19 protein-coding genes are annotated in these 18,510 nt (G+C 64.3%); 10 read left to right on the top strand and 9 right to left on the bottom strand.

The window, feature by feature from the left end; genetic code table 11:
* Window positions 1–168: 168 nt before the first annotated feature.
* Together LB515_RS12755 and LB515_RS12760 are read left to right on the top strand one after the other, a co-directional pair.
* Window positions 169–1,503 carry a dicarboxylate/amino acid:cation symporter gene (locus LB515_RS12755; RefSeq protein WP_224544994.1) on the top strand — a complete coding sequence of 445 codons (1,335 nt, stop codon included), beginning with the start codon at window positions 169–171 and terminating at the stop codon, window positions 1,501–1,503.
* Window positions 1,504–1,635: 132 nt separating this feature from the next.
* The gene (locus LB515_RS12760; RefSeq protein ID WP_095765860.1) at window positions 1,636–2,217 is read left to right on the top strand and encodes a histidine phosphatase family protein; all 582 of its coding nucleotides are present in this window, start codon (window positions 1,636–1,638) and stop codon (window positions 2,215–2,217) included.
* Window positions 2,218–2,478: 261 nt separating this feature from the next.
* Here the strand turns inward: LB515_RS12760 and LB515_RS12765 are convergent, their stop codons facing one another.
* The 4 genes from LB515_RS12765 to LB515_RS12780 form a co-directional block, all read right to left on the bottom strand.
* Window positions 2,479–3,222, bottom strand: a complete 744-nt coding sequence (locus LB515_RS12765) for a pseudouridine synthase (RefSeq protein WP_224707920.1) — start codon at window positions 3,220–3,222, stop codon at window positions 2,479–2,481.
* A 96-nt stretch (window positions 3,223–3,318) separates the two neighbouring features.
* Window positions 3,319–3,888, bottom strand: coding sequence for a hypothetical protein (locus tag LB515_RS12770; RefSeq protein ID WP_224707921.1), 570 nt, complete (start codon window positions 3,886–3,888; stop codon window positions 3,319–3,321).
* A gap of 43 nt (window positions 3,889–3,931) precedes the next feature.
* Window positions 3,932–4,372: a hypothetical protein gene (locus LB515_RS12775; RefSeq protein WP_224707922.1), complete on the bottom strand. Its 441-nt coding sequence runs from the start codon at window positions 4,370–4,372 to the stop codon at window positions 3,932–3,934.
* A complete protein-coding gene (locus tag LB515_RS12780; RefSeq protein ID WP_224707923.1) occupies window positions 4,369–4,686 on the bottom strand; it encodes a hypothetical protein in 318 nt (105 codons plus the stop codon). Before LB515_RS12780 ends, LB515_RS12775 begins: the two co-directional genes overlap by 4 nt.
* 28 nt (window positions 4,687–4,714) lie before the next feature.
* Here LB515_RS12780 and LB515_RS12785 point away from each other — a divergent pair, with 28 nt between their 5' ends.
* Window positions 4,715–5,734, top strand: a complete 1,020-nt coding sequence (locus LB515_RS12785; protein ID WP_224707924.1) for an NAD-dependent epimerase — start codon at window positions 4,715–4,717, stop codon at window positions 5,732–5,734.
* A gap of 127 nt (window positions 5,735–5,861) precedes the next feature.
* Here the strand turns inward: LB515_RS12785 and LB515_RS12790 are convergent, their stop codons facing one another.
* On the bottom strand, window positions 5,862–7,172 hold the full coding sequence (locus LB515_RS12790) for an MFS transporter (protein WP_224707925.1): 1,311 nt from the start codon (window positions 7,170–7,172) through the stop codon (window positions 5,862–5,864).
* Window positions 7,173–7,395: 223 nt separating this feature from the next.
* On the opposite strand from LB515_RS12790, the gene cyoA reads away from it, so the two are divergent.
* From cyoA to LB515_RS12825, 7 genes are read left to right on the top strand one after another with little or no spacing between them, the layout of a single operon-like run.
* Window positions 7,396–8,577 (top strand): ubiquinol oxidase subunit II, encoded by a 1,182-nt coding sequence (cyoA, locus tag LB515_RS12795; RefSeq protein WP_224707926.1) that lies wholly within the window; start codon window positions 7,396–7,398, stop codon window positions 8,575–8,577.
* 10 nt (window positions 8,578–8,587) lie between these two features.
* A complete protein-coding gene (cyoB, locus tag LB515_RS12800; RefSeq protein WP_224627364.1) occupies window positions 8,588–10,585 on the top strand; it encodes a cytochrome o ubiquinol oxidase subunit I in 1,998 nt (665 codons plus the stop codon).
* Between the two features lie 9 nt (window positions 10,586–10,594).
* Window positions 10,595–11,221 (top strand): cytochrome o ubiquinol oxidase subunit III, encoded by a 627-nt coding sequence (cyoC, locus tag LB515_RS12805; protein WP_224707927.1) that lies wholly within the window; start codon window positions 10,595–10,597, stop codon window positions 11,219–11,221.
* The gene (cyoD, locus tag LB515_RS12810; RefSeq protein WP_224707928.1) at window positions 11,218–11,592 is read left to right on the top strand and encodes a cytochrome o ubiquinol oxidase subunit IV; all 375 of its coding nucleotides are present in this window, start codon (window positions 11,218–11,220) and stop codon (window positions 11,590–11,592) included. Before cyoC ends, cyoD begins: the two co-directional genes overlap by 4 nt.
* Window positions 11,589–12,410, top strand: a complete 822-nt coding sequence (locus tag LB515_RS12815; protein WP_411969131.1) for an SURF1 family protein — start codon at window positions 11,589–11,591, stop codon at window positions 12,408–12,410. The genes cyoD and LB515_RS12815 overlap by 4 nt, the downstream gene beginning before the upstream one ends.
* Window positions 12,410–13,756 carry an ATP-binding protein gene (locus tag LB515_RS12820; RefSeq protein WP_224707929.1) on the top strand — a complete coding sequence of 449 codons (1,347 nt, stop codon included), beginning with the start codon at window positions 12,410–12,412 and terminating at the stop codon, window positions 13,754–13,756. The genes LB515_RS12815 and LB515_RS12820 overlap by 1 nt, the downstream gene beginning before the upstream one ends.
* Window positions 13,746–14,279: a response regulator transcription factor gene (locus LB515_RS12825; RefSeq protein WP_210239569.1), complete on the top strand. Its 534-nt coding sequence runs from the start codon at window positions 13,746–13,748 to the stop codon at window positions 14,277–14,279. The genes LB515_RS12820 and LB515_RS12825 overlap by 11 nt, the downstream gene beginning before the upstream one ends.
* 15 nt (window positions 14,280–14,294) lie before the next feature.
* On the opposite strand, the gene doeB is transcribed toward LB515_RS12825, so the two are convergent.
* The 4 genes from doeB to eutB are packed head-to-tail and all read right to left on the bottom strand — an operon-like array spanning window position 14,295 to window position 18,506.
* Entirely contained in the window at window positions 14,295–15,299 is a 1,005-nt protein-coding gene (gene doeB, locus LB515_RS12830; RefSeq protein ID WP_224707930.1) for a N(2)-acetyl-L-2,4-diaminobutanoate deacetylase DoeB, read from the bottom strand.
* A gap of 4 nt (window positions 15,300–15,303) precedes the next feature.
* On the bottom strand, window positions 15,304–16,482 hold the full coding sequence (gene doeA, locus LB515_RS12835; RefSeq protein WP_224707931.1) for an ectoine hydrolase DoeA: 1,179 nt from the start codon (window positions 16,480–16,482) through the stop codon (window positions 15,304–15,306).
* Between the two features lie 36 nt (window positions 16,483–16,518).
* Window positions 16,519–17,511, bottom strand: a complete 993-nt coding sequence (locus tag LB515_RS12840; protein ID WP_224707932.1) for a cyclodeaminase — start codon at window positions 17,509–17,511, stop codon at window positions 16,519–16,521.
* Window positions 17,508–18,506, bottom strand: coding sequence for a hydroxyectoine utilization dehydratase EutB (gene eutB / locus LB515_RS12845; protein WP_411969132.1), 999 nt, complete (start codon window positions 18,504–18,506; stop codon window positions 17,508–17,510). The genes LB515_RS12840 and eutB overlap by 4 nt, the downstream gene beginning before the upstream one ends.
* Window positions 18,507–18,510 lie beyond the last annotated feature (4 nt).

Raw genomic sequence — 18,510 nt, forward strand, 5'->3', positions numbered from 1 at the left:
AGATGCCCCGTCGTCGGTTCGAAAAAGCCAACAAAATCAATGTTTCGAGGCTTCGGCTATCACCTGGCACGCGCGTTGCAAATGCATCCGTAGCAGCCGTGAGGCTGTGGAGGTCAACAGCCCCCAGGGAGGTCGAGCGTTTCGATCGGGGGCCGAATGGAGGATATCATGCAGACAGCAATCGCTGCCGCCGAACCGCGCGGCAAGGTTCCCTTTTACCGGCATCTCTATGTGCAGGTCCTGGTGGCGATCGCCGCCGGCATCCTGCTTGGCCATTTCTATCCCGACTTGGGCGCCTCGCTAAAACCGCTTGGCGATGCCTTCATCAAGCTGGTCAAGATGGTGATCGCACCGGTGATCTTCCTCACCGTGGCGACCGGCATTGCCGGTGTTTCCGACCTGCAGAAGGTCGGCCGCGTTGCCGGCAAGGCGATGATCTATTTCCTCGTCTTCTCGACTCTGGCGCTCGTCGTCGGCCTCGTCGTCTCCAACGTCGTCCAACCCGGCGCCGGCATGCACATCAATCCGGCCACGCTCGACGCCTCGAAGGTCTCGACCTTCACCGAGAAGGCGCATGACACGACCATTGTCGGCTTCCTGATGAACATCATCCCCGACACCATCACCGGCGCCTTTGCGCAGGGCGACATCCTGCAGGTGCTGTTCTTCTCAGTGCTGTTCGGCATCGCCCTGGCGCTGGTCGGCGAACGCGGCCGCCCGGTCGTCGATTTCCTGCAGGCGTTGACCGCGCCGGTCTTCCGCCTCGTCGCCATCTTGATGAAGGCCGCCCCCATCGGCGCCTTCGGCGCCATGGCCTTCACCGTGGGCAAATACGGCATAGGCGCGATCGCCAACCTCGCCTTCCTGATCGGCACCTTCTATCTGACGTCGCTGCTCTTCGTGCTCGTAGTGCTGGGTGCCGTCGCATGGTACAACGGCTTTTCCATCTTGGCGCTGATCCGCTACATCAAGGAAGAGCTGCTCCTGGTGCTCGGCACCTCGTCGTCGGAAGCGGCACTTCCCGGCCTGATGGCCAAGATGGAGCGCGCCGGCTGCAACCGCTCGGTGGTCGGTCTTGTCATCCCGACAGGCTATTCCTTCAACCTTGACGGCACCAATATCTATATGACGCTTGCCGCGCTGTTCATCGCCCAGGCGACCGACACGCCACTCACCTTCGGCGACCAGATACTGCTTTTGCTCGTCGCGATGCTGAGCTCGAAGGGCGCGGCCGGCATCACCGGCGCCGGCTTCATCACGCTGGCCGCCACGCTCTCGGTCGTGCCCTCGGTGCCGGTCGCCGGCATGGCGCTGATCCTCGGCGTCGACCGCTTCATGTCGGAATGCCGCGCGCTCACCAACTTTGTCGGCAACGCGGTCGCGACCATCGTCGTGGCCCGCTGGGAAGGCGAGCTCGACCAGAAGCAATTCGCCGCCGCCATGGCCGGCCAGTTGCCGGAAGAGGCAGACCTTGCGCTGTCGGGCGGCCTGCAGCCTGCCTAGCCAACCAGCATCCTCCCGATGCCGAGCAGGCCGTGGCAAGCGCTGCGGCCTGTTCTTTTTGTCGGCTGCCGCATAGGGTGGCGCGGCGCGGCACTCCTGCCGATGCATTCCCGTTGCATTCAGGGGCGGTCGATGAGCAGTGCGTTTCCCGAGATCTATGTCGTTCGCCATGGCGAGACGGAGTGGAGCGCATCGGGCAGGCACACCGGGCGCACCGATATCCCGCTGACGGCGAAAGGCGAAGAGGCTGCGCGCGGCATCGCCTATCGGCTCGAGGGCCTGACGTTCCAGGCGGTCTGGTCAAGCCCCTCGCAGCGCGCTTTCGACACCTGCCGGCTCGCCGGCTTTGGCGAGCGCGCGGTCAAGAGATCCGACCTTCAGGAATGGGACTACGGCGCTTATGAAGGCGTGACGACCAAGGAGATCCTGTCCAAGCGACCCGGCTGGCAATTGTTTCGCGACGGCTGTCCGCAAGGTGAGACGGCGGCCGATGTCGGTGCCCGCGCGGACGCCATCATCGCCGGGCTGCGCGCGGTTGCCGGCAATGTGCTCATCTTCTCCAGCTCGCATTTCCTGCGTGTGTTCGCGGCGCGCTGGGTCGGCCTGCCGCCGGAAGGCGGCGAGCACTTCGTGCTCGATACCGCCAGCCTCAGCATCCTGGGCTATGAGCACGATCTGACCGAGCCGGTCATACGCCGCTGGAACCAGAAGTAGCCGCAGCTCGATAGCAGCTCAGGAGTCTCTGGAGATTAGGCGAAACCCTTCAGCCTCGTCATTCTAGGACGGAGCAAGGAGCGAAGCGACGCGGCGCAGACCCTAGAATCGTTCCGTTACCAATGAGCGTTGCCGCGGTGCAGAGCGACCCCTGTCTTGCGCCGCCTTTACCCTTTGCGCCAGGTCACGGAATGGATCCTCGGGTCTGCGCGTCCGCTTCGCTCCCGCTCCGCCCGTGGATGACGAAGCTGAGGCGTTTCGCTAGACTCTGACCATCGCCAGCTCCTCGGCCGTCAAATGCCGAGCCTTGCCCTTGGCCAGTTCGCCAAGCTGCAGCCGCCCGATCGCCACCCTGACCAGCCTCAGCACCTCAATGTCGAAAGCGGCGAGTAGCCTGCGGATGTGCCGGTTGCGTCCCTCGTCAAGCACGATCTCCAGCCAGGCTGTCCGCCCGCCGCTGCGCAACAGCGCGATCGAGCTTGCGGTGAGCAACTCGCCGTCGACGACGGCGCCCTGACGAAAACGCTCCAGCATTTCTTCGTCGGGCGCGGCCGCGATCTGCACGTGATAGGTCTTGGCGACATGCGAGGCGGGGTCGAGCAGGCCGTTCGCCCAGCGCGTGTCGTTGCTCAGCAAAAGCAGCCCTTCGCTCGCCTTGTCGAGGCGGCCCACGGGCGACACGAACGGCAGGTCAAGCCCTCCCAGGCAGTCATAGACGGTTCCGCGGCCCTCCGGGTCGTCGCGGGTGGTGACCAGCCCGCGCGGTTTGTTGAGCATCAGATAGACCTTGCGCTCGGCAATGACGCGCTCGCCGTCGACGGTGATGCGGTCGCGGTCGGGATCGATGCGCAGCAAGGCATCGCGCACTGTCTTTCCGTTGACCTGCACGCGGCCCTCGACGACGAGACGCTCGGCCTGCGTGCGCGAGCAGAAGCCGAGCTTGGAGAGCGCTCGGGCGAGGTTGACTTTTGGGTTTGCGGATCGTCTGTCGGGTTGGCGTGCCACTATCTTTGTCTTCGAACATCTCAAAGCGCCGCAACCGATGCCACGCCTGGCGAGATGGGCGCAAGCGGCTGTGTTACCCGGTTCAGGTCGCCAATTTCACTCCTGTGGCGCGCTCAGCCGCCGATAGGAGACGCCGTCGAATGTTGCCGTCACGAAGTTGTTGACCGACATCTTGCGCTTGCGCCCGTCGCTGCAGGCATAGAGCGGCCAGCCGGCCTCGCTGCATTCGATGGCCATGCAGATGCGGGCCACGCAGTTGCCTGTGGTCAGCCGGAAACCGCCCTTGCCGGCAAAGCCCTGCAGCAGGCTGCCATCCGAGGAACGCCATGTCCGCTGCTGGAATTCAGGCCGCAGCAGCCGAGGCTCGAGCGGCGCGGCTAAACCGGCTTGGGCCGCGGCGCCCGAATATTGAAGCCGGTAACGCGCCATGCCGGTCGTGTATGCGGTGATAAGATCGGATTGGCCCGAATAGGCCGCCGCGAGGCCGGGTCGGTCGAAAAGATGGGACGCGCGCGGTTCCGCCCCTGACGGTCTCGTCAGGGCAGCGATGGCGACAAAAGCCAGGCAGACGCGCAACATCCCGATTTCCAGCAGCCAAACCCCATCCGGCGTGCCGGGTTGCCCGGTGCCTGAGCATACAATCTTTCCAATCGGATTTTCGCGCAAGCGCCCGTTTTTGGGGCGCCGTAACGGATCGCCCTCGCTTCCGTCAGCTATTGGCGGCCGACGGCAGCTCGAACAAGGTGGCGCCGTTCTCGCGCCCTCGGTCGACATAGCCGATCACGCGGAACCATTTCGCGACGTCGGGCCTGTGCAGCCAGCTGCGCGAATGGACGGGAAGGTTGCCGGCCAGCGCCTGGACATGGCGGATGTGGCGCTTGCAGAAGCGGACCGTCGTGGCGTTGAAGAAATCCTCCCGCGCGGCAAAGAGCGTGTCGGCGGCGTCCGCGTGCTCATGCCAAGAGATGATCGCCACCGTCCTGTCGTCCTGCACGAGCGCATGGGCCCGGCCTTCCTTCAGGTTCATCATCAAATTGTCATAGGCGCTTTTGCTGTCCTTGCCGGCCGCCACATATTCGTCCGACATTCGCTTGGACAGACCGCGGAAAACATCTTCCAGGTCTCCGACCGTCGCCGCGCGTGCTCTCATTTCTCCTCCTGACAGCCCGCCAGCAGTTTGCCCCAAGCAACAGGGATCACCAAGAAAACCAAATCCTCGATCCGCGGTGTGCGCGCAATCTTTTTCCGCACGGAAGTGCCCGACTGCTGATCACGCTCGCATATCAGCGTTGGCTTGAGATCGCTTTTCCGCTGTCGGATCCCGGCGGCTGCGTGCGCCTTGGCAATACGGACATCCGGCTGGCGGCCGATCTTGCCGCCGCTGGCGATGACGGTGAGAGAAAGCGCATCGTTGAATTCATTGCAGCCCTGCCATAAAAGGCGGAAGTTCTCGATGGCCTGCAAGGTCTGACTGCAGCGTTAGGGGTATGCATTGACGTCGAGCAGGCCGATCCTGATCACCGGCGCAGCCGGTTTCATAGGTTTTCACCTTTGCCAGAGGCTGCTTGCCGAAGGCCGGCAGGTTGTCGGCCTCGATTCCATGAACGAGTATTACGACGTCACCTTGAAGCAGGCGCGGCTCGAGCGGCTGAAGGCGTTCCCAAACTTTCATTTCGAGCATGTCGATCTCGCCGACCGCGATGGCATCTCGGGGGTCTTTGCGTCGGTCGCGCCGCAGATCGTCGTCAACCTCGCCGCGCAGGCGGGCGTCCGCTACTCGCTGGTCAATCCGCATGTCTATGCGCAAAGCAATCTCAACGGCTTCCTCAACATCCTGGAGGGGTGCCGGCAGGCCTCGGTCGGCCATCTCGTCTATGCATCGTCAAGCTCGATCTATGGCGGCAGCACGCGCATGCCGTTCTCCGTGCATGATTCCGCCGACCATCCCCTCAGTCTCTATGCCGCCAGCAAGAAGGCAAACGAGCTGATGGCTCACACCTACAGCCATCTGTTCGGGCTGCCGACGACGGGCCTGCGCTTCTTCACCGTCTACGGTCCGTGGGGACGGCCCGACATGGCCTTGTTCATCTTCACCAAGGCCATCCTCGCCGGTCAGCCGATCGATGTCTTCAACCATGGCAACATGCAGCGGGATTTCACCTACATCGACGATATCGTCGAGGGAGTGGCCCGCGTCATGCAGCATCCAGCGACGCCCAATCCCGATTGGACAAACGCTGCACCGGACCCCGCGACGAGCACCGCGCCATTCAGGATCCATAACATCGGCGACAGCTCGCCTGTCGAGCTCAGCCGGCTGATCGACGTTCTGGAAGACGCTCTCGGGCGCAAGGCAATCCGCAACCTGATGCCGCTGCAGCCGGGCGATGTGCCTGCGACTTATGCCGACGTCGCCTCACTCGAGGCGGTGATCGGCTTCAAGCCCAGGATCCCGATCGAGATCGGCGTCCCGCGCTTCGTGGAATGGTATCGGGATTTCTACCAGGTCTGATTGCAGGTCAGAGCAATTCCAGGAAAAGTGTGAGCGGTTGAGTTCGGCGCCTTCGCCGTAACCTTCCGTCTGGAACTGCGTCAAAAACAAAGGGATAGAACGGCGACTATCCGAGCTCGCCGCTCGTTCAGTCGGCCCGGCGTGCCTGCCTGTCGATCCAAAGCGCGATCAGCGTGCAGGCGGCGCCCGAAAGCAGATAGGCGCCGGCGGCGATGAGGCCGAAATTGCCGGCCAGGAGCAGCGCCGCGAGCGGCGCGAAGCCGGCGCCGAACATCCAGGCCAGGTCCGACGTTACCGCCGAGCCGGTATAGCGGTGCTGTCGCGAGAAGCTCGATGCGACGACGCCCGAGGATTGCCCGAAGCTTAGGCCCAGCAGGATGAAGCCGAGCACCATGAACACCGTCTCGCCGACGGTGCCGCCATTGAGAAGCTGCGGGGCAAAGCCGCTGAATGCGGCGATGGCGACGGCGCCGCCGCCGAGCAGGGCGCGGCGTCCGACACGGTCGGCCAGCGGACCCGATGCAACGATCGCCGCGATGCCGAACAGCGCGCTCACCGCCTCGATAACCAGGAAACGCTCCGGCCCTTCATTGGTGAACAGGAACACCCAGGACAGCGGGAACACCGTCACCATATGGAACAGGGCGAAGCTCGCCAGCGGCGCGAAGGCGCCGACGACGACGTTGCGGCCTTCCGTGCGAACCATCTCCCTGATGCGCGTCGGTTGCAGGTCGCCGCTCTCGTAGAGTTTCGAGAATTCGGGCGTGACCACGATGCGCAGCCTGGCGAACAGCGCCACGACGTTGATGGCGAAGGCGACGAAGAAGGGATAGCGCCAGCCCCAGGCGAAGAAGTCGTCGGCCGAGAGGTTGGCGACGAAGAAGGCAAACAGCGAGCTTGCCACGATGAGCCCGATCGGCGCGCCGAGCTGCGGGATCATCGCATAGATGCCGCGCCGGTTCTGCGGCGCATTCAGCGCCAAGAGGGAGGGCAGTCCGTCCCATGTCCCGCCGAGCGCCAGGCCCTGCAGGAAGCGGGTGAGCGCCAGCAGCCAGGCGGCGACCGCGCCGACGTCCTGATAGGAGGGCAGGAACGCCATGGCGACCGTCGAGGTGCCGAGCAGGAACAGCGCGATCGTCAGCTTGGCGCCGCGGCCATAGGCGCGGTCGATCGCCATGAACAGCACGGTGCCGAACGGGCGCGCGATGAAGGCCAGCGCGAAGATGGCGAAGGAGTAGAGCGTTCCGACCAGCGGGTCGTGGGTTGGGAACACAAGCTTGGGGAACACGATCACGGAAGCGATCGCATAGACGAAGAAATCGAAGAATTCCGACGTCCTTCCGATGATCACGCCGACCGCGATATCGCCAGCGCTGACCTGGCCGTGATGCGAGCCGATCAGCCTGCTGTCCGTTTCGGAAGTCGAAGTTTCAGCCATCGTTTCCGTCGTCACCAAACTCAACTTCGGAACGCGATTGTCGTCGTCCCGACGCTATGTTGTCGTCATCCAATTATGCGTGCACACTTTCGCGAAAGCCATACCGGCTGGGCATTGGACAAATTGTCCAATGTCGTCGCTGTGCCCGCGGCAGTAGCCGTTGGTCCATATCGCATCGCAACCTGCAGAGATCCTGCTGCAGGGCCATCGAGGGCAGCGTTTGATGAGACGATCCGGAGCCTTGCTTCTTTTTCCGCTCGCCGTGCTGCTGAGCGGCTGCGACCTGGTCGTGCTGGCGCCCGCGGGTGACGTGGCAGTGCAGCAGCGCGACCTGCTCGTCGTCTCGACCCTGCTGATGCTGCTCATCATCCTGCCGGTCATGGCGCTGACCGTGCTGTTCGCCTGGCGCTACCGGCAATCCAGCACCACGGCGATCTACACGCCGGACTGGGACCATTCGACCAAGCTGGAGCTGGTGATCTGGGCGGCACCCCTGCTCGTCATCATCTGCCTCGGCGCGCTCACCTGGCTCGGCTCCCATTTGCTCGATCCCTACCGGCGCATCGACCGGATCGAACCAGGACAGCCGGTCAGCCAGAACCACAAGCCGCTCAGGGTCGACGTGGTCGCGCTGGATTGGAAATGGCTCTTCATCTATCCGGATTACGGCATTGCCTCCGTCAACGAGCTGGCGGCGCCGGTCAACCAGCCGATTGACTTTCGCATCACCTCCTCGACGGTGATGAACTCCTTCTACATTCCGGCGCTTGCCGGGCAGATCTACGCCATGCCCGCCATGGAGACGAAGCTGCACGCGGTCATCAACCGTCCGGGCACCTATTCCGGCTTCTCGGCCAACTACAGCGGCGCCGGCTTCTCCGGCATGCGCTTTGCGTTCCACGGGCTCTCCGATCAGGCCTTCGGTGAGTGGGTGACGCAGACCAAAGGTGCGCAGGCTACGCTCAGCCGCGAGACCTATCTCGAGCTCGAGCGTCCGAGCGAGAACGAGCCGGTCCGCCACTATGCCTCCGTCGATCCCGACCTCTATGGCGCGATCCTCAATCTGTGCGTCGAGCGCGGCAAGATGTGCATGAACGAGATGATGTCGATCGACGCCAAGGGCGGCCTTGGGCTGGCCGGCGTGCGCAACACCTTGCCGCTGCAATATGACAAGCTTGCCCGGCGCGGCGCGGTGTTCGGCAACGATCCGTCCTATGTCGCCAGCATCTGCACGGCCGAGGAAGCGGCCGCCGCCTTGCGCGCGGCCCGCGATGCCGGCGCGAAATACTGGCCAATGCGCGATCTTTCCCCGCTGCGCGGGGCAGGGCTGCTCAGTCCAGGGGCCGGCAGCCGCCGCGCCGATGCCGGGACCCCGTCGCTCGGCCTGCTGCGCTTCGAATTGTGAGGGATGGCGGATGCCTGAGTCGCTGACCAAATTCATCTTCGGCCGCCTCACTCTGGAGTCGCTGCCGCTGCACGAGCCGATCGTCGTCGTCACCTTCATCGTCGTGGCGTTGGGCGGCCTCGCGGTGCTCGGCGCGGTCACCTATTTCAAGCTTTGGGGTTATCTGTGGCGCGAGTGGTTCACCAGCGTCGACCACAAGAAGATCGGCATCATGTACATGGCGCTCGGCCTCGTCATGCTGCTGCGCGGCTTCTCCGACGCCATCATGATGCGCCTGCAGCAGGCCATCGCCTTCAACGGTTCCGAGGGTTACCTCAACGCTCATCACTACGACCAGATCTTCACCGCCCATGGCGTGATCATGATCTTCTTCGTGGCGATGCCTTTCGTCACCGGGCTGATGAACTTCGTCGTGCCGCTGCAGATCGGCGCGCGCGACGTCTCGTTCCCTTTCCTCAACAATTTCAGCTTCTGGATGACGGTCGGCGGCGCGATCCTGGTCATGGCCTCGCTGTTCGTCGGCGAGTTCGCCCGCACCGGCTGGCTGGCCTATCCGCCGCTCTCCGGCATCAATTACAGTCCCGACGTCGGCGTCGATTACTACATCTGGGCGCTGCAGGTCGCCGGCGTCGGCACGACGCTGTCCGGCATCAACCTGATCTGCACCATCATCAAGATGCGCGCCCCAGGCATGACCATGATGCGCATGCCCGTCTTCACCTGGACCTCGCTCTGCACCAACGTGCTGATCGTCGCGTCCTTCCCGGTGCTGACGGCGGTGCTGACGCTGCTTGCGCTCGACCGCTATGTCGGCACCAACTTCTTCACCAACGATTTCGGCGGCAATCCGATGATGTATGTGAACCTCATCTGGATATGGGGTCACCCGGAGGTCTACATCCTTATCCTGCCGCTGTTCGGCGTCTTCTCCGAGGTCACCTCGACCTTCTCCGGCAAGCGCCTGTTCGGCTACACCTCGATGGTCTACGCCACGATAGTCATCACCATCCTGTCCTATCTCGTCTGGCTGCACCACTTCTTCACCATGGGCTCCGGCGCCAGTGTCAATTCCTTCTTCGGCATCACCACGATGATCATCTCGATCCCGACCGGGGCGAAGATATTCAACTGGCTGTTCACCATGTATCGCGGCCGCATCCGCTTCGAATTGCCGATGATGTGGACGGTGGCCTTCATGCTCACCTTCGTCGTTGGCGGCATGACCGGCGTGCTGCTTGCCGTGCCGCCCGCCGACTTCGTGCTGCACAACAGCCTGTTCCTGATCGCGCATTTCCATAACGTCATCATCGGCGGCGTGCTCTTCGGCCTGTTCGCCGGCATCGCCTATTGGTGGCCCAAGGCCTTCGGCTTCAGGCTCGATCCGTTCTGGGGCAAGGTCTCGTTCTGGTGCTGGGTGCTCGGCTTCTGGCTCGCCTTCATGCCGCTCTACATCCTCGGCCTGATGGGCGTGACGCGCCGCATGCGCGTCTTCGACGATCCCTCGCTGCAGATATGGTTCGTGATCGCCGCCTTCGGCGCGGTGCTGATCGCCTGCGGCATCGCCGCCTTCCTGGTCCAGATATTCGTCTCCATCCGCAAGCGCGAAGCGCTGGCCGATCACACCGGCGATCCCTGGGACGGCCGCACCCTCGAATGGTCGACCTCCTCGCCGCCGCCGGCCTACAACTTCGCCTTCACGCCAGTCATTCGCGACAACGACGCCTGGTTCGACATGAAGAAGGCCGGCTACCGGCGCCCGCTGTCCGGATTCAAACCGATCCACATGCCGAGCAACACCGGCACCGGCGTCGTCCTGGCGGTGTTCAGCGTCGCGCTCGGCTTCGGCCTGATCTGGTACATCTGGTGGCTGGCGGCGCTGAGCTTCGTCTGCCTCATCGCAACCGCGATCGGCCACACCTTCAACTACCACCGCGACTTCGACATCCCGGCTGCCGAGGTCACGCAAACCGAAGAGGCGAGGACGACGCTCCTCGCCGCCCAGGGCTAGGAATTAAGCATGGCATCGAGCGCGATCACGGCCGTCGCGGAACCGGTCTTCCACCTGGAAGAAGAGCACGCGCACGCCGAAGGCGGCAGCACCATGCTCGGCTTCTGGCTCTACCTGATGAGCGACTGTCTGATCTTCGCCATGCTGTTCGCGGCCTATGGCGTGCTCGGCGGCAATTACGCGGCGGGTCCGGCGCCGAAGGATCTGTTCGATCTCGGTCTGGTGGCGGTCAACACCACCATGCTGCTCTTGTCCTCGATCACCTATGGCTTTGCCATGCTGACCATGGACAAGGGCCGCGCCGGCGCGACGCAGGCCTGGCTCGTGGTGACCATGCTGTTCGGCCTGGCGTTCCTCTCCATCGAGCTATCCGAATTCGCGCACATGATCCATGAAGGCGCGACGCCGCAGCGCAGCGCCTTCCTGTCGTCCTTCTTCACCCTGGTCGGCACGCATGGCCTGCACGTGACCTTCGGCATCGTCTGGATGGTGACGCTAATGGTGCAGGTCGCGAGACACGGCCTCATCGAGGCCAACCGCCGCCGGCTGATGTGCCTTTCGATGTTCTGGCACTTCCTCGACGTCGTCTGGATCGGCGTCTTCACCTTTGTCTATCTGATGGGGATGCTCAGATGACCGCTCATGATCATGCCGATCGCGACCATACCCATGGCGGCGCCGCGCACGGGTCGCTGAGGGGCTACCTGATCGGCTTCGTCCTGTCGGTGATCCTCACCGCCATCCCGTTCTGGATGGTCATGACCGGCGCCATGGACAACAAACAGGCCGCGGCCATCATCATCATGGCCTTCGCGGTGGTGCAGATCGTGGTGCACATGGTCTTCTTCCTGCATATGAACCCCGCCTCGGAAGGTGGATGGTCGATGCTGGCGCTCATCTTCACGGTGGTTCTCGTCGTCATCGTGCTGAGCGGCTCGCTCTGGGTGATGTACCACCTCAACGCCAACATGATGCCCGGGCTCCACGAGATGCGGGAGATGCCATGAGCCCCATTTCGGGCGTGGGCGTGTTGCGCGCGGGGAGGGCCAAAGCCGAGGCAAAGGACATGACCGGCCGGGCAGGTATCGGCTCGCATGCGGCCTCGAAGGGTTCCACGTCGCGATTCTTGGCTGTGGTGCTTGGGCTTCTCGGCGCTCTGATGTTTCTCGGGCTCGGCGTCTGGCAACTGGAAAGACGGGTCTGGAAGCTCGACCTGATCGCCCGCGTCGACCAGCGCATCCATGCTCCCGTCGTCGATGCGCCCGGCCCGCAGGACTGGAGCGGGTTGAGCGCACCGGACTACGAATATCGCCACGTGCGGTTGACCGGGCGCTTGCAGGGCGGCGCCAACACGCTGGTGCAGGCGGTGACCGAGCTTGGCGGCGGCTATTGGGTGCTGACGCCGATGCGCGACGACCGCGGTTTCACGGTCCTCGTCAATCGCGGCTTCATCCCGCAGGAGCGCAAGGTGGAGTTCGAGCGGGAGAATGCCGCGCTCGCCTCGCCGGCGACGGTTGACGGGCTGCTGCGCATCAGCGAGCCCGGCGGCGGTTTCCTGCGCAGCAACGATCCGGCTGCCGATCGCTGGTATTCGCGCGACGTCGCGGCAATCGCCAAGGCGCGCGGCCTGGCGGATGTCGCGCCTTATTTCATCGATGCCGAGGCATCCGGCGCTGCTGGCTGGCCGCGCGGCGGGCTCACGGTCGTCACCTTCCGCAACAGCCATCTCATCTATGCTTTGACCTGGTTTGCCCTTGCAGGGATGCTGGCGATGGCGCTTGCCAGACAGGTCTTCTCCGGCCGCCGGAACTGGGATGCAGCGTGATGAATATCGCGTGGCCCCATCGCGACAAGCCGTTCCTGACGCTTCCTCCAACGCGGCAGGGAGGCGCCGCGTCGGACGCCGACGTCACGAACAGGAAGAACCTGCTCCTGCTCATCCAGCTGCGCTGGCTGGCGGTGGCGGGGCAGGTGCTGACCATCCTGGTCACGCAATACTGGTTCGCCATCCCGCTGCCGCTCGCCGAGATGGCGGGCGTGGTGCTTTTCCTGGTCGGCCTCAACATCTTCAGCCTGCTCGCCCTGCGCGGCAACCGCCGGATCTCCAACGCGCAGCTCTTCGTCGCGCTTATTTTCGACATGGCGGCGCTGACGACGCAGCTCTACCTGAGCGGCGGCGCCTCGAATCCATTCGTGTCGCTTTACCTGCTGCAGATCACGCTCGGCGCCGCGCTGCTGGCGCCATGGTCGACCTGGCTCCTGGTGGTGGCGGCCTCGGCCTGCTTCGTCTTCCTCATCTTCGTCTTCCAGCCGATCGCACTTCCGCATCACGGCGGCAGCGACCTCCTGGCGCTGCATCTGCGAGGCATGTTCATCTGCTTCGTGCTCGCGGCCGGCCTAATCGTGATCTTCATGACGCGCATCAACCGCAACCTGCGCGAACGCGATGCCTATCTCGCCGACCTGCGCCAGCGTTCGGCCGAGGAAGATCACATCGTGCGCATGGGCCTGCTGGCCTCGGGTGCCGCGCATGAACTGGGCACACCGCTGTCGACAATATCGGTCATCCTGTCCGACTGGCGCCAGATGCGCGGCGTCAAGCGCAACCGCGAGCTTTCCGAGGACGTGGCCGAGATGCAGGCGCAGATCGAGCGCTGCAAAGGCATCGTCACGGGCATTCTCATGTCCTCCGGCCAGGCGCGGGGCGAGGGCACCATCCGCACTACGATCCGCCGGTTCCTCGACGATCTCGTCGAGGAATGGCGCGTCAGTCGCCAGCCTATCAAGCTGGACTACGGCAATGGTTTCGAGCCGGACGAGCCGATCGTGTCCGACACGGCGCTGAAACAAGTGATCTTCAATGTGCTCGACAATGCGCAGGAAGCATCGCACGATTGGGTCGGCATCACTGCCGAGCGGCAGGATGAGAAGCTGGTGCTCTCCGTCGAGGATCGCGGCCCGGGTTTCGACAAGGATATTCTGGCAACGCTCGGCCAGCCCTATATGTCGAGCAAGGGGCGTCCGGGCGGCGGCCTAGGCCTCTTCCTGGTGTTCAACGTGGTGCGCAAGCTTGGAGGCGACGTTTCGGCGCGCAACATGGCCGAGGGCGCCCGTGTTACCCTTTCGCTGCCGCTGGCGGCGCTGACCTATGGAGACGATCGTGAAATCTGATCGATCCTTGTTCGTCATCGAGGACGACGCGACCTTTGCGCGCACGCTCAAACGCTCGTTTGAAAAGCGCGACTACGACGTCGTGGTCTGCCACGACCGCGAGGCGCTGCTGGTCGCGCTGGAAACGGCCGTTCCGGCCTACGCCGTCGTCGATCTCAAGCTCGGATCGGGATCGGGTCTCGAATGCGTCAAGCTTCTCAGCGCCCGCAATCCGTCGATGCGCATCGTCGTGCTGACGGGATTTGCCAGCATCGCCACGGCCGTCGAGGCGATCAAGCTCGGCGCGGGCCACTATCTGGCCAAGCCCGCCAACACCGATGACATCGAAGCCGCCTTCGGCCGCGCCGAGGGTGACGTTTCGGTGCCGCTCACCAGCCGCCCCACCTCGATCAAGAACCTCGAATGGGAGCGCATTCACGAAACGCTGGTCGAAACCGGCTTCAACATCTCCGAAACCGCGCGCCGGCTGGGCCTGCACCGGCGCACGCTTGCTCGCAAGCTCGAGAAGCGCGTGGTGCAGTAGGGCGCCGCACCAAGATTATTCGCGAACGGCCACGGCCACCACCGAGACGCAGTCGCCAGCCTTGACCAGGCCCGGGAAATGACGCGCGGCGAGCAGTCCCGACATCCTGGCCCTGATTTCCTGCGGCGGCTGCCCGGTGCGCCCGACCGGATGGATGCGCGCGACCACGTGGCCGTCCTCAACTGGTTCGCCGAGATCGACCATCGTCTCGATCATGCCGTCATCCTCGGCGAAGGCGAAGCAATCGCCGGAAGGCATGTCCAGCCACTGGGTTTTGCCCTTCTCGATCGCGCCATCGACGATGCCGGCGTGGCGGAGCACGTTGAGGATGCCGCGCCGGGCGATCCGCACCGTCTCGGCGCGCGAGGTTCCGCCGCCGCCGAGCTCGGTAGTGACAAAGACCTTGCCCATCTCCTCTGCCGCCGTGTCATACATGCCGACCGCGTCGATCTCGGTCATGCGCATCGAGAACGGCGCCGAGAAAGCCTCGACCGCGGCGAAGGCCTTTTTTTCCTGCGCCTTGTCCGGCAGCGTATGTGCCGCGCAGAACGGCACGAAGTCCAGCGTCTTGCCGCCGGAATGGAAGTCGAAGACGATGTCCGCGCGAGGCAGCAGCTCGCGCTGGAAATAGTCGGCGATCTTCTCCGTCACCGTGCCGTCCGGACGTCCGGGGAAGGAACGGTTCATGTTGCCCTTGTCGATCGGCGAGGTGCGCGTGCCGGCCCGGAAGGCCGGATAGTTCATCGCCGGCACGATGATGACCGTGCCGGAGACGTTTCTCGGATCTAGCGTGCGGGCGAGTTCGTAGAGCGCCAGCGGCCCCTCATACTCGTCGCCGTGATTGCCGCCGGTGAGCAGCGCCGTCGAGCCCTTGCCGTTGCGCATGACGCAGACCGGGATCATCACCGAGCCCCAGGCGGAATCGTCGCGGCTGTAGGGCAGGCGCAGGAAGCCGTGCTGGACGCCGTCGCGCTCGAAGTCGACGGTCGGCGTGATCGGCGAGGGACGCAAAGCGGACATCGGCTCAGTCCTTCACGAACAGCTTGCGCGGCACGTTGGCCAGGCATTCGACGCCGGTGTCGGTGATCAGGATCGACTCGGTGATCTCAAGCCCCATCGTCTCCAGCCACAGTCCAGTCATGAAATGGAAGGTCATGCCGGGCTTGAGCTCGGTGCGGTCGCCAGGGCGCAGGCTCATGGTGCGCTCGCCCCAGTCCGGCGGATAGGAGATGCCGATCGGGTAGCCCGTGCGGTTGTCCTTGACGATGCCGTATTTCTTCAACACGGCGAAGAAGGCGTTGGCGATATCTTCGCAGGTGTTGCCGGGCTTGGCGGCCGCGAGGCCGGCTTCCATGCCTTCCAGCGTCGCCTTCTCGGCGTCTAGGAAGGCCTGGGTCGGCTTGCCGAGGAATACTGTGCGCGACAGCGGACAATGATAGCGATTGTAGCAGCCGGCGATCTCGAAGAACGTGCCTTCATTCACCTTCATCGGCTTGTCGTCCCAGGTGAGATGGGGCGCCGAGGCGTCCGCTCCCGACGGCAAGAGCGGCACGATCGCCGGATAGTCGCCGCCGATGCCGGCGACGCCGCGCGTGCCGGCATCGTAGATCTCGGCGACCAAATCGCATTTGCGCATGCCGACCTCTATTTTGTCGACGATCCGCTGGTGCATCGCCTCGACGATACGGGCGGCGTTGCGCATATACTCGATCTCGGTCGGGCTTTTCACGGCGCGCTGCCAGTTCACCAGCGCTGTGGCATCGGCGAAGCGGGCGTTGGGCAGGTGCTTCTGCAGCGCCGCGAAGGCAGCGGCCGAAAACCAGTAATTGTCCATCTCGACGCCGATGCTAAGCTTGTCCCAGCCGCGCTCGGCCAGCACGCTGGCGAGGTAGTCCATCGGATGCCGCTCGGTCGACTGCACATAGTGGTCGGCGTAGCCGATGATGTTGTCATGCGCGAGATAGGCGGTGCGCTTGGCGCCGTTGGCGTCCTGGCCGCGGCCGTACCAGACTGGCTCGCCGGAAGGCGGCACGATGACGGCCTGATGCACATAGAATGACCAGCCGTCATAGCCCGTCAGCCAGGCCATGTTGGAGGGATCGCTGACGATCAGCAGATCGACGCCTTTAGCCTCCATGGCTTTTCGTGCCTTGGCGAGGCGCTCCGCATATTCGCCGCGCGAGAATTTCAAATTTGGCTGCATTTTGTTGTCCTCGTTTGTTGGGCCTGGCGGCCAGCATCAACTTTCGAAATTGAGCCCGACATTGGCGGCGCGCGCACGGTCGCGAGCCAAAGTGGCGATTGCGGTGTCCTGCACGCCGGTGCCGGTGAGGTCGGCGATGGTTATGTCGCCGGCCGAGCGCCGTCCGGGCTTGCTGCCGGCGATGATCTGGCCAAGTTCCGTGACCTCGGCGTCGGCGGCGAAGACCGCCGCCTCGATGGCGTGGTGGAGCTCGCCGAGGCGCCGTGTCTGCTTGGCGCTGTCGGCGACATAGAGATCGGCCATGCGCAGGATCGCCGGCGCGATCTCGTTCTTGTGCTCGGCGTCTGAGCCCATGGCGGTGATGTGCTGGCCGGCGGTGACGAAGCCGGCCTTGATCAGGGGTTCGGTCGAAGGCGTGGTGGTGACGATGATGTCGGCGCCCGCTGCCGCGTTCGCCGCATCCGGCTCGGCGCGCACGAGGATACCGAGCTTCTCGCGCAAGCGCGCGGCGGTGGCTTCAGCCCTGGCGGCGTCGCGCGCCCAGATGCGCGCTTCCTCGATCGGTCTGACGAGACGCAGCGCTTCCAACTGCAGGCCGGCCTGCAGGCCGGCGCCGAAGATCGCGGCCACGCTGGAGTCTTGGCGCGACAAATGCTTTGCCGCAACCGCGCCGGCCGCAGCGGTTCGGATGTCGGTGAGATAGCCATTGTCGAGCAGCAGCGCCTCGACCACACCGGTCTTGGCCGAAAGCAGCACCATCATGCCGCCGCCGCTCGGCAGGCCGAGCGTCGGGTTGTCGAAGAAACCGGAGCTTATCTTGACGGCGAAGCCGTCTATGCCGGGCACATAGGCAGACTTCACGTCGACCTCGCCGCGATGCTCGGGAATGTCGAGCCGCAGGATCGGTGGCATCGCCACCGGCAGCGTGGCCAAGGCGCGAAAAGCGTCCTCGACGCAGGCAACGGCGTCCAGATCGAGCGTCACGATCTTGCGCAGATCACTCTCGGTGAGAATGGTTATGCGGCTCATGCTGCGCGCTCCGCGATTGTCTCGCCGCAGACGATGCGGCGGTGCAGGTCCATGTCGATGTTTTTGCCGGAGAGGATGAGAACAGTGGGGCCGCTCACTTTGACCTTGCCGGCAAGCAGCGCGCCGATGCCGACGGCGCCGGCGCCTTCGACTATCTCGCGCTCCTCTTCATACGCATGGCGGATGCCGGCGGCGATCTCGTCCTCGGCAAGCAGGACGACGTCGTCGAGCAAGCCACGACACATGGCAAAGGTCAGCCGGTTGTCGAGCCCGATGCCGCCGCCGAGCGAATCCGCCAGCGTCGGCAGTTCCTCGACCTGCACCGGCCGGCCGGCGTCGAGGCTGGCCTTCATCGCAGCACCGCGCGCCATCGAGATGCCGATGACTTTGGTGCGCGGGCTCACGCCTTTGACCGCCGCCGCCACACCGGCCGCCAGCCCGCCGCCGGAGAGCGGCACCAGCACGGCCGCGGCATCCGGCACCTGCTCCATGATTTCCAATCCGAGCGTGCCTTGCCCGGCGACGATATCGGGATGGTCGAAGGGCGGCAGCATGACCAGCCCTTCATTCGCCACCAGCCTGTCGACTTCCTGCTGGGCGTCGTCCTGGCTGTTGCCGACGATGCGGATATCCGCGCCGAGGCGACGGATGGCGTCGAGCTTGTTTTCCGGCACCAGCCTCGACATGCAGATCACCGCGCGGATACCTTCGAGCTTCGCCGCATGCGCCAGCGCGCGGCCGTGATTGCCGGTCGATGCCGCGACGACGCCGCGCGATTTTTCTTCCGCGCTCAATGCTGCGATCGCATTGGAAGCGCCGCGCAGCTTGAACGCGCCGGTGGTCTGGTGATGCTCCAGCTTGAGATGAACGGGACGGCCAGCGCGGTCCGAGAGGCTTTGCGACAGCACCATGGGTGTCCGCTCGACCTTGCCGGCAATGCGTTCGCGCGCCGCGCGAATATGCTGAAGCTCAACAATCATTTCGATCACGGGCATTTCG

This window comes from Mesorhizobium sp. CA15, from assembly GCF_020165215.1.
Classification (GTDB): domain Bacteria; phylum Pseudomonadota; class Alphaproteobacteria; order Rhizobiales; family Rhizobiaceae; genus Mesorhizobium.

Coding starts and splice junctions, on each gene's coding strand:
- LB515_RS12840 (WP_224707932.1), bottom strand. CDS start 17,511: ATGAGCCGCATAACCATTCTCACCGAGAGTGATCTGCGCAAGATCGTG.
- doeA (WP_224707931.1), bottom strand. CDS start 16,482: ATGCAGCCAAATTTGAAATTCTCGCGCGGCGAATATGCGGAGCGCCTC.
- doeB (WP_224707930.1), bottom strand. CDS start 15,299: ATGTCCGCTTTGCGTCCCTCGCCGATCACGCCGACCGTCGACTTCGAG.
- LB515_RS12755 (WP_224544994.1), top strand. CDS start 169: ATGCAGACAGCAATCGCTGCCGCCGAACCGCGCGGCAAGGTTCCCTTT.
- cyoA (WP_224707926.1), top strand. CDS start 7,396: ATGAGACGATCCGGAGCCTTGCTTCTTTTTCCGCTCGCCGTGCTGCTG.
- LB515_RS12820 (WP_224707929.1), top strand. CDS start 12,410: ATGAATATCGCGTGGCCCCATCGCGACAAGCCGTTCCTGACGCTTCCT.
- cyoD (WP_224707928.1), top strand. CDS start 11,218: ATGACCGCTCATGATCATGCCGATCGCGACCATACCCATGGCGGCGCC.
- LB515_RS12760 (WP_095765860.1), top strand. CDS start 1,636: ATGAGCAGTGCGTTTCCCGAGATCTATGTCGTTCGCCATGGCGAGACG.
- LB515_RS12775 (WP_224707922.1), bottom strand. CDS start 4,372: ATGAGAGCACGCGCGGCGACGGTCGGAGACCTGGAAGATGTTTTCCGC.
- LB515_RS12815 (WP_411969131.1), top strand. CDS start 11,589: ATGAGCCCCATTTCGGGCGTGGGCGTGTTGCGCGCGGGGAGGGCCAAA.
- eutB (WP_411969132.1), bottom strand. CDS start 18,506: ATGCCCGTGATCGAAATGATTGTTGAGCTTCAGCATATTCGCGCGGCG.
- LB515_RS12790 (WP_224707925.1), bottom strand. CDS start 7,172: ATGGCTGAAACTTCGACTTCCGAAACGGACAGCAGGCTGATCGGCTCG.
- cyoC (WP_224707927.1), top strand. CDS start 10,595: ATGGCATCGAGCGCGATCACGGCCGTCGCGGAACCGGTCTTCCACCTG.
- cyoB (WP_224627364.1), top strand. CDS start 8,588: ATGCCTGAGTCGCTGACCAAATTCATCTTCGGCCGCCTCACTCTGGAG.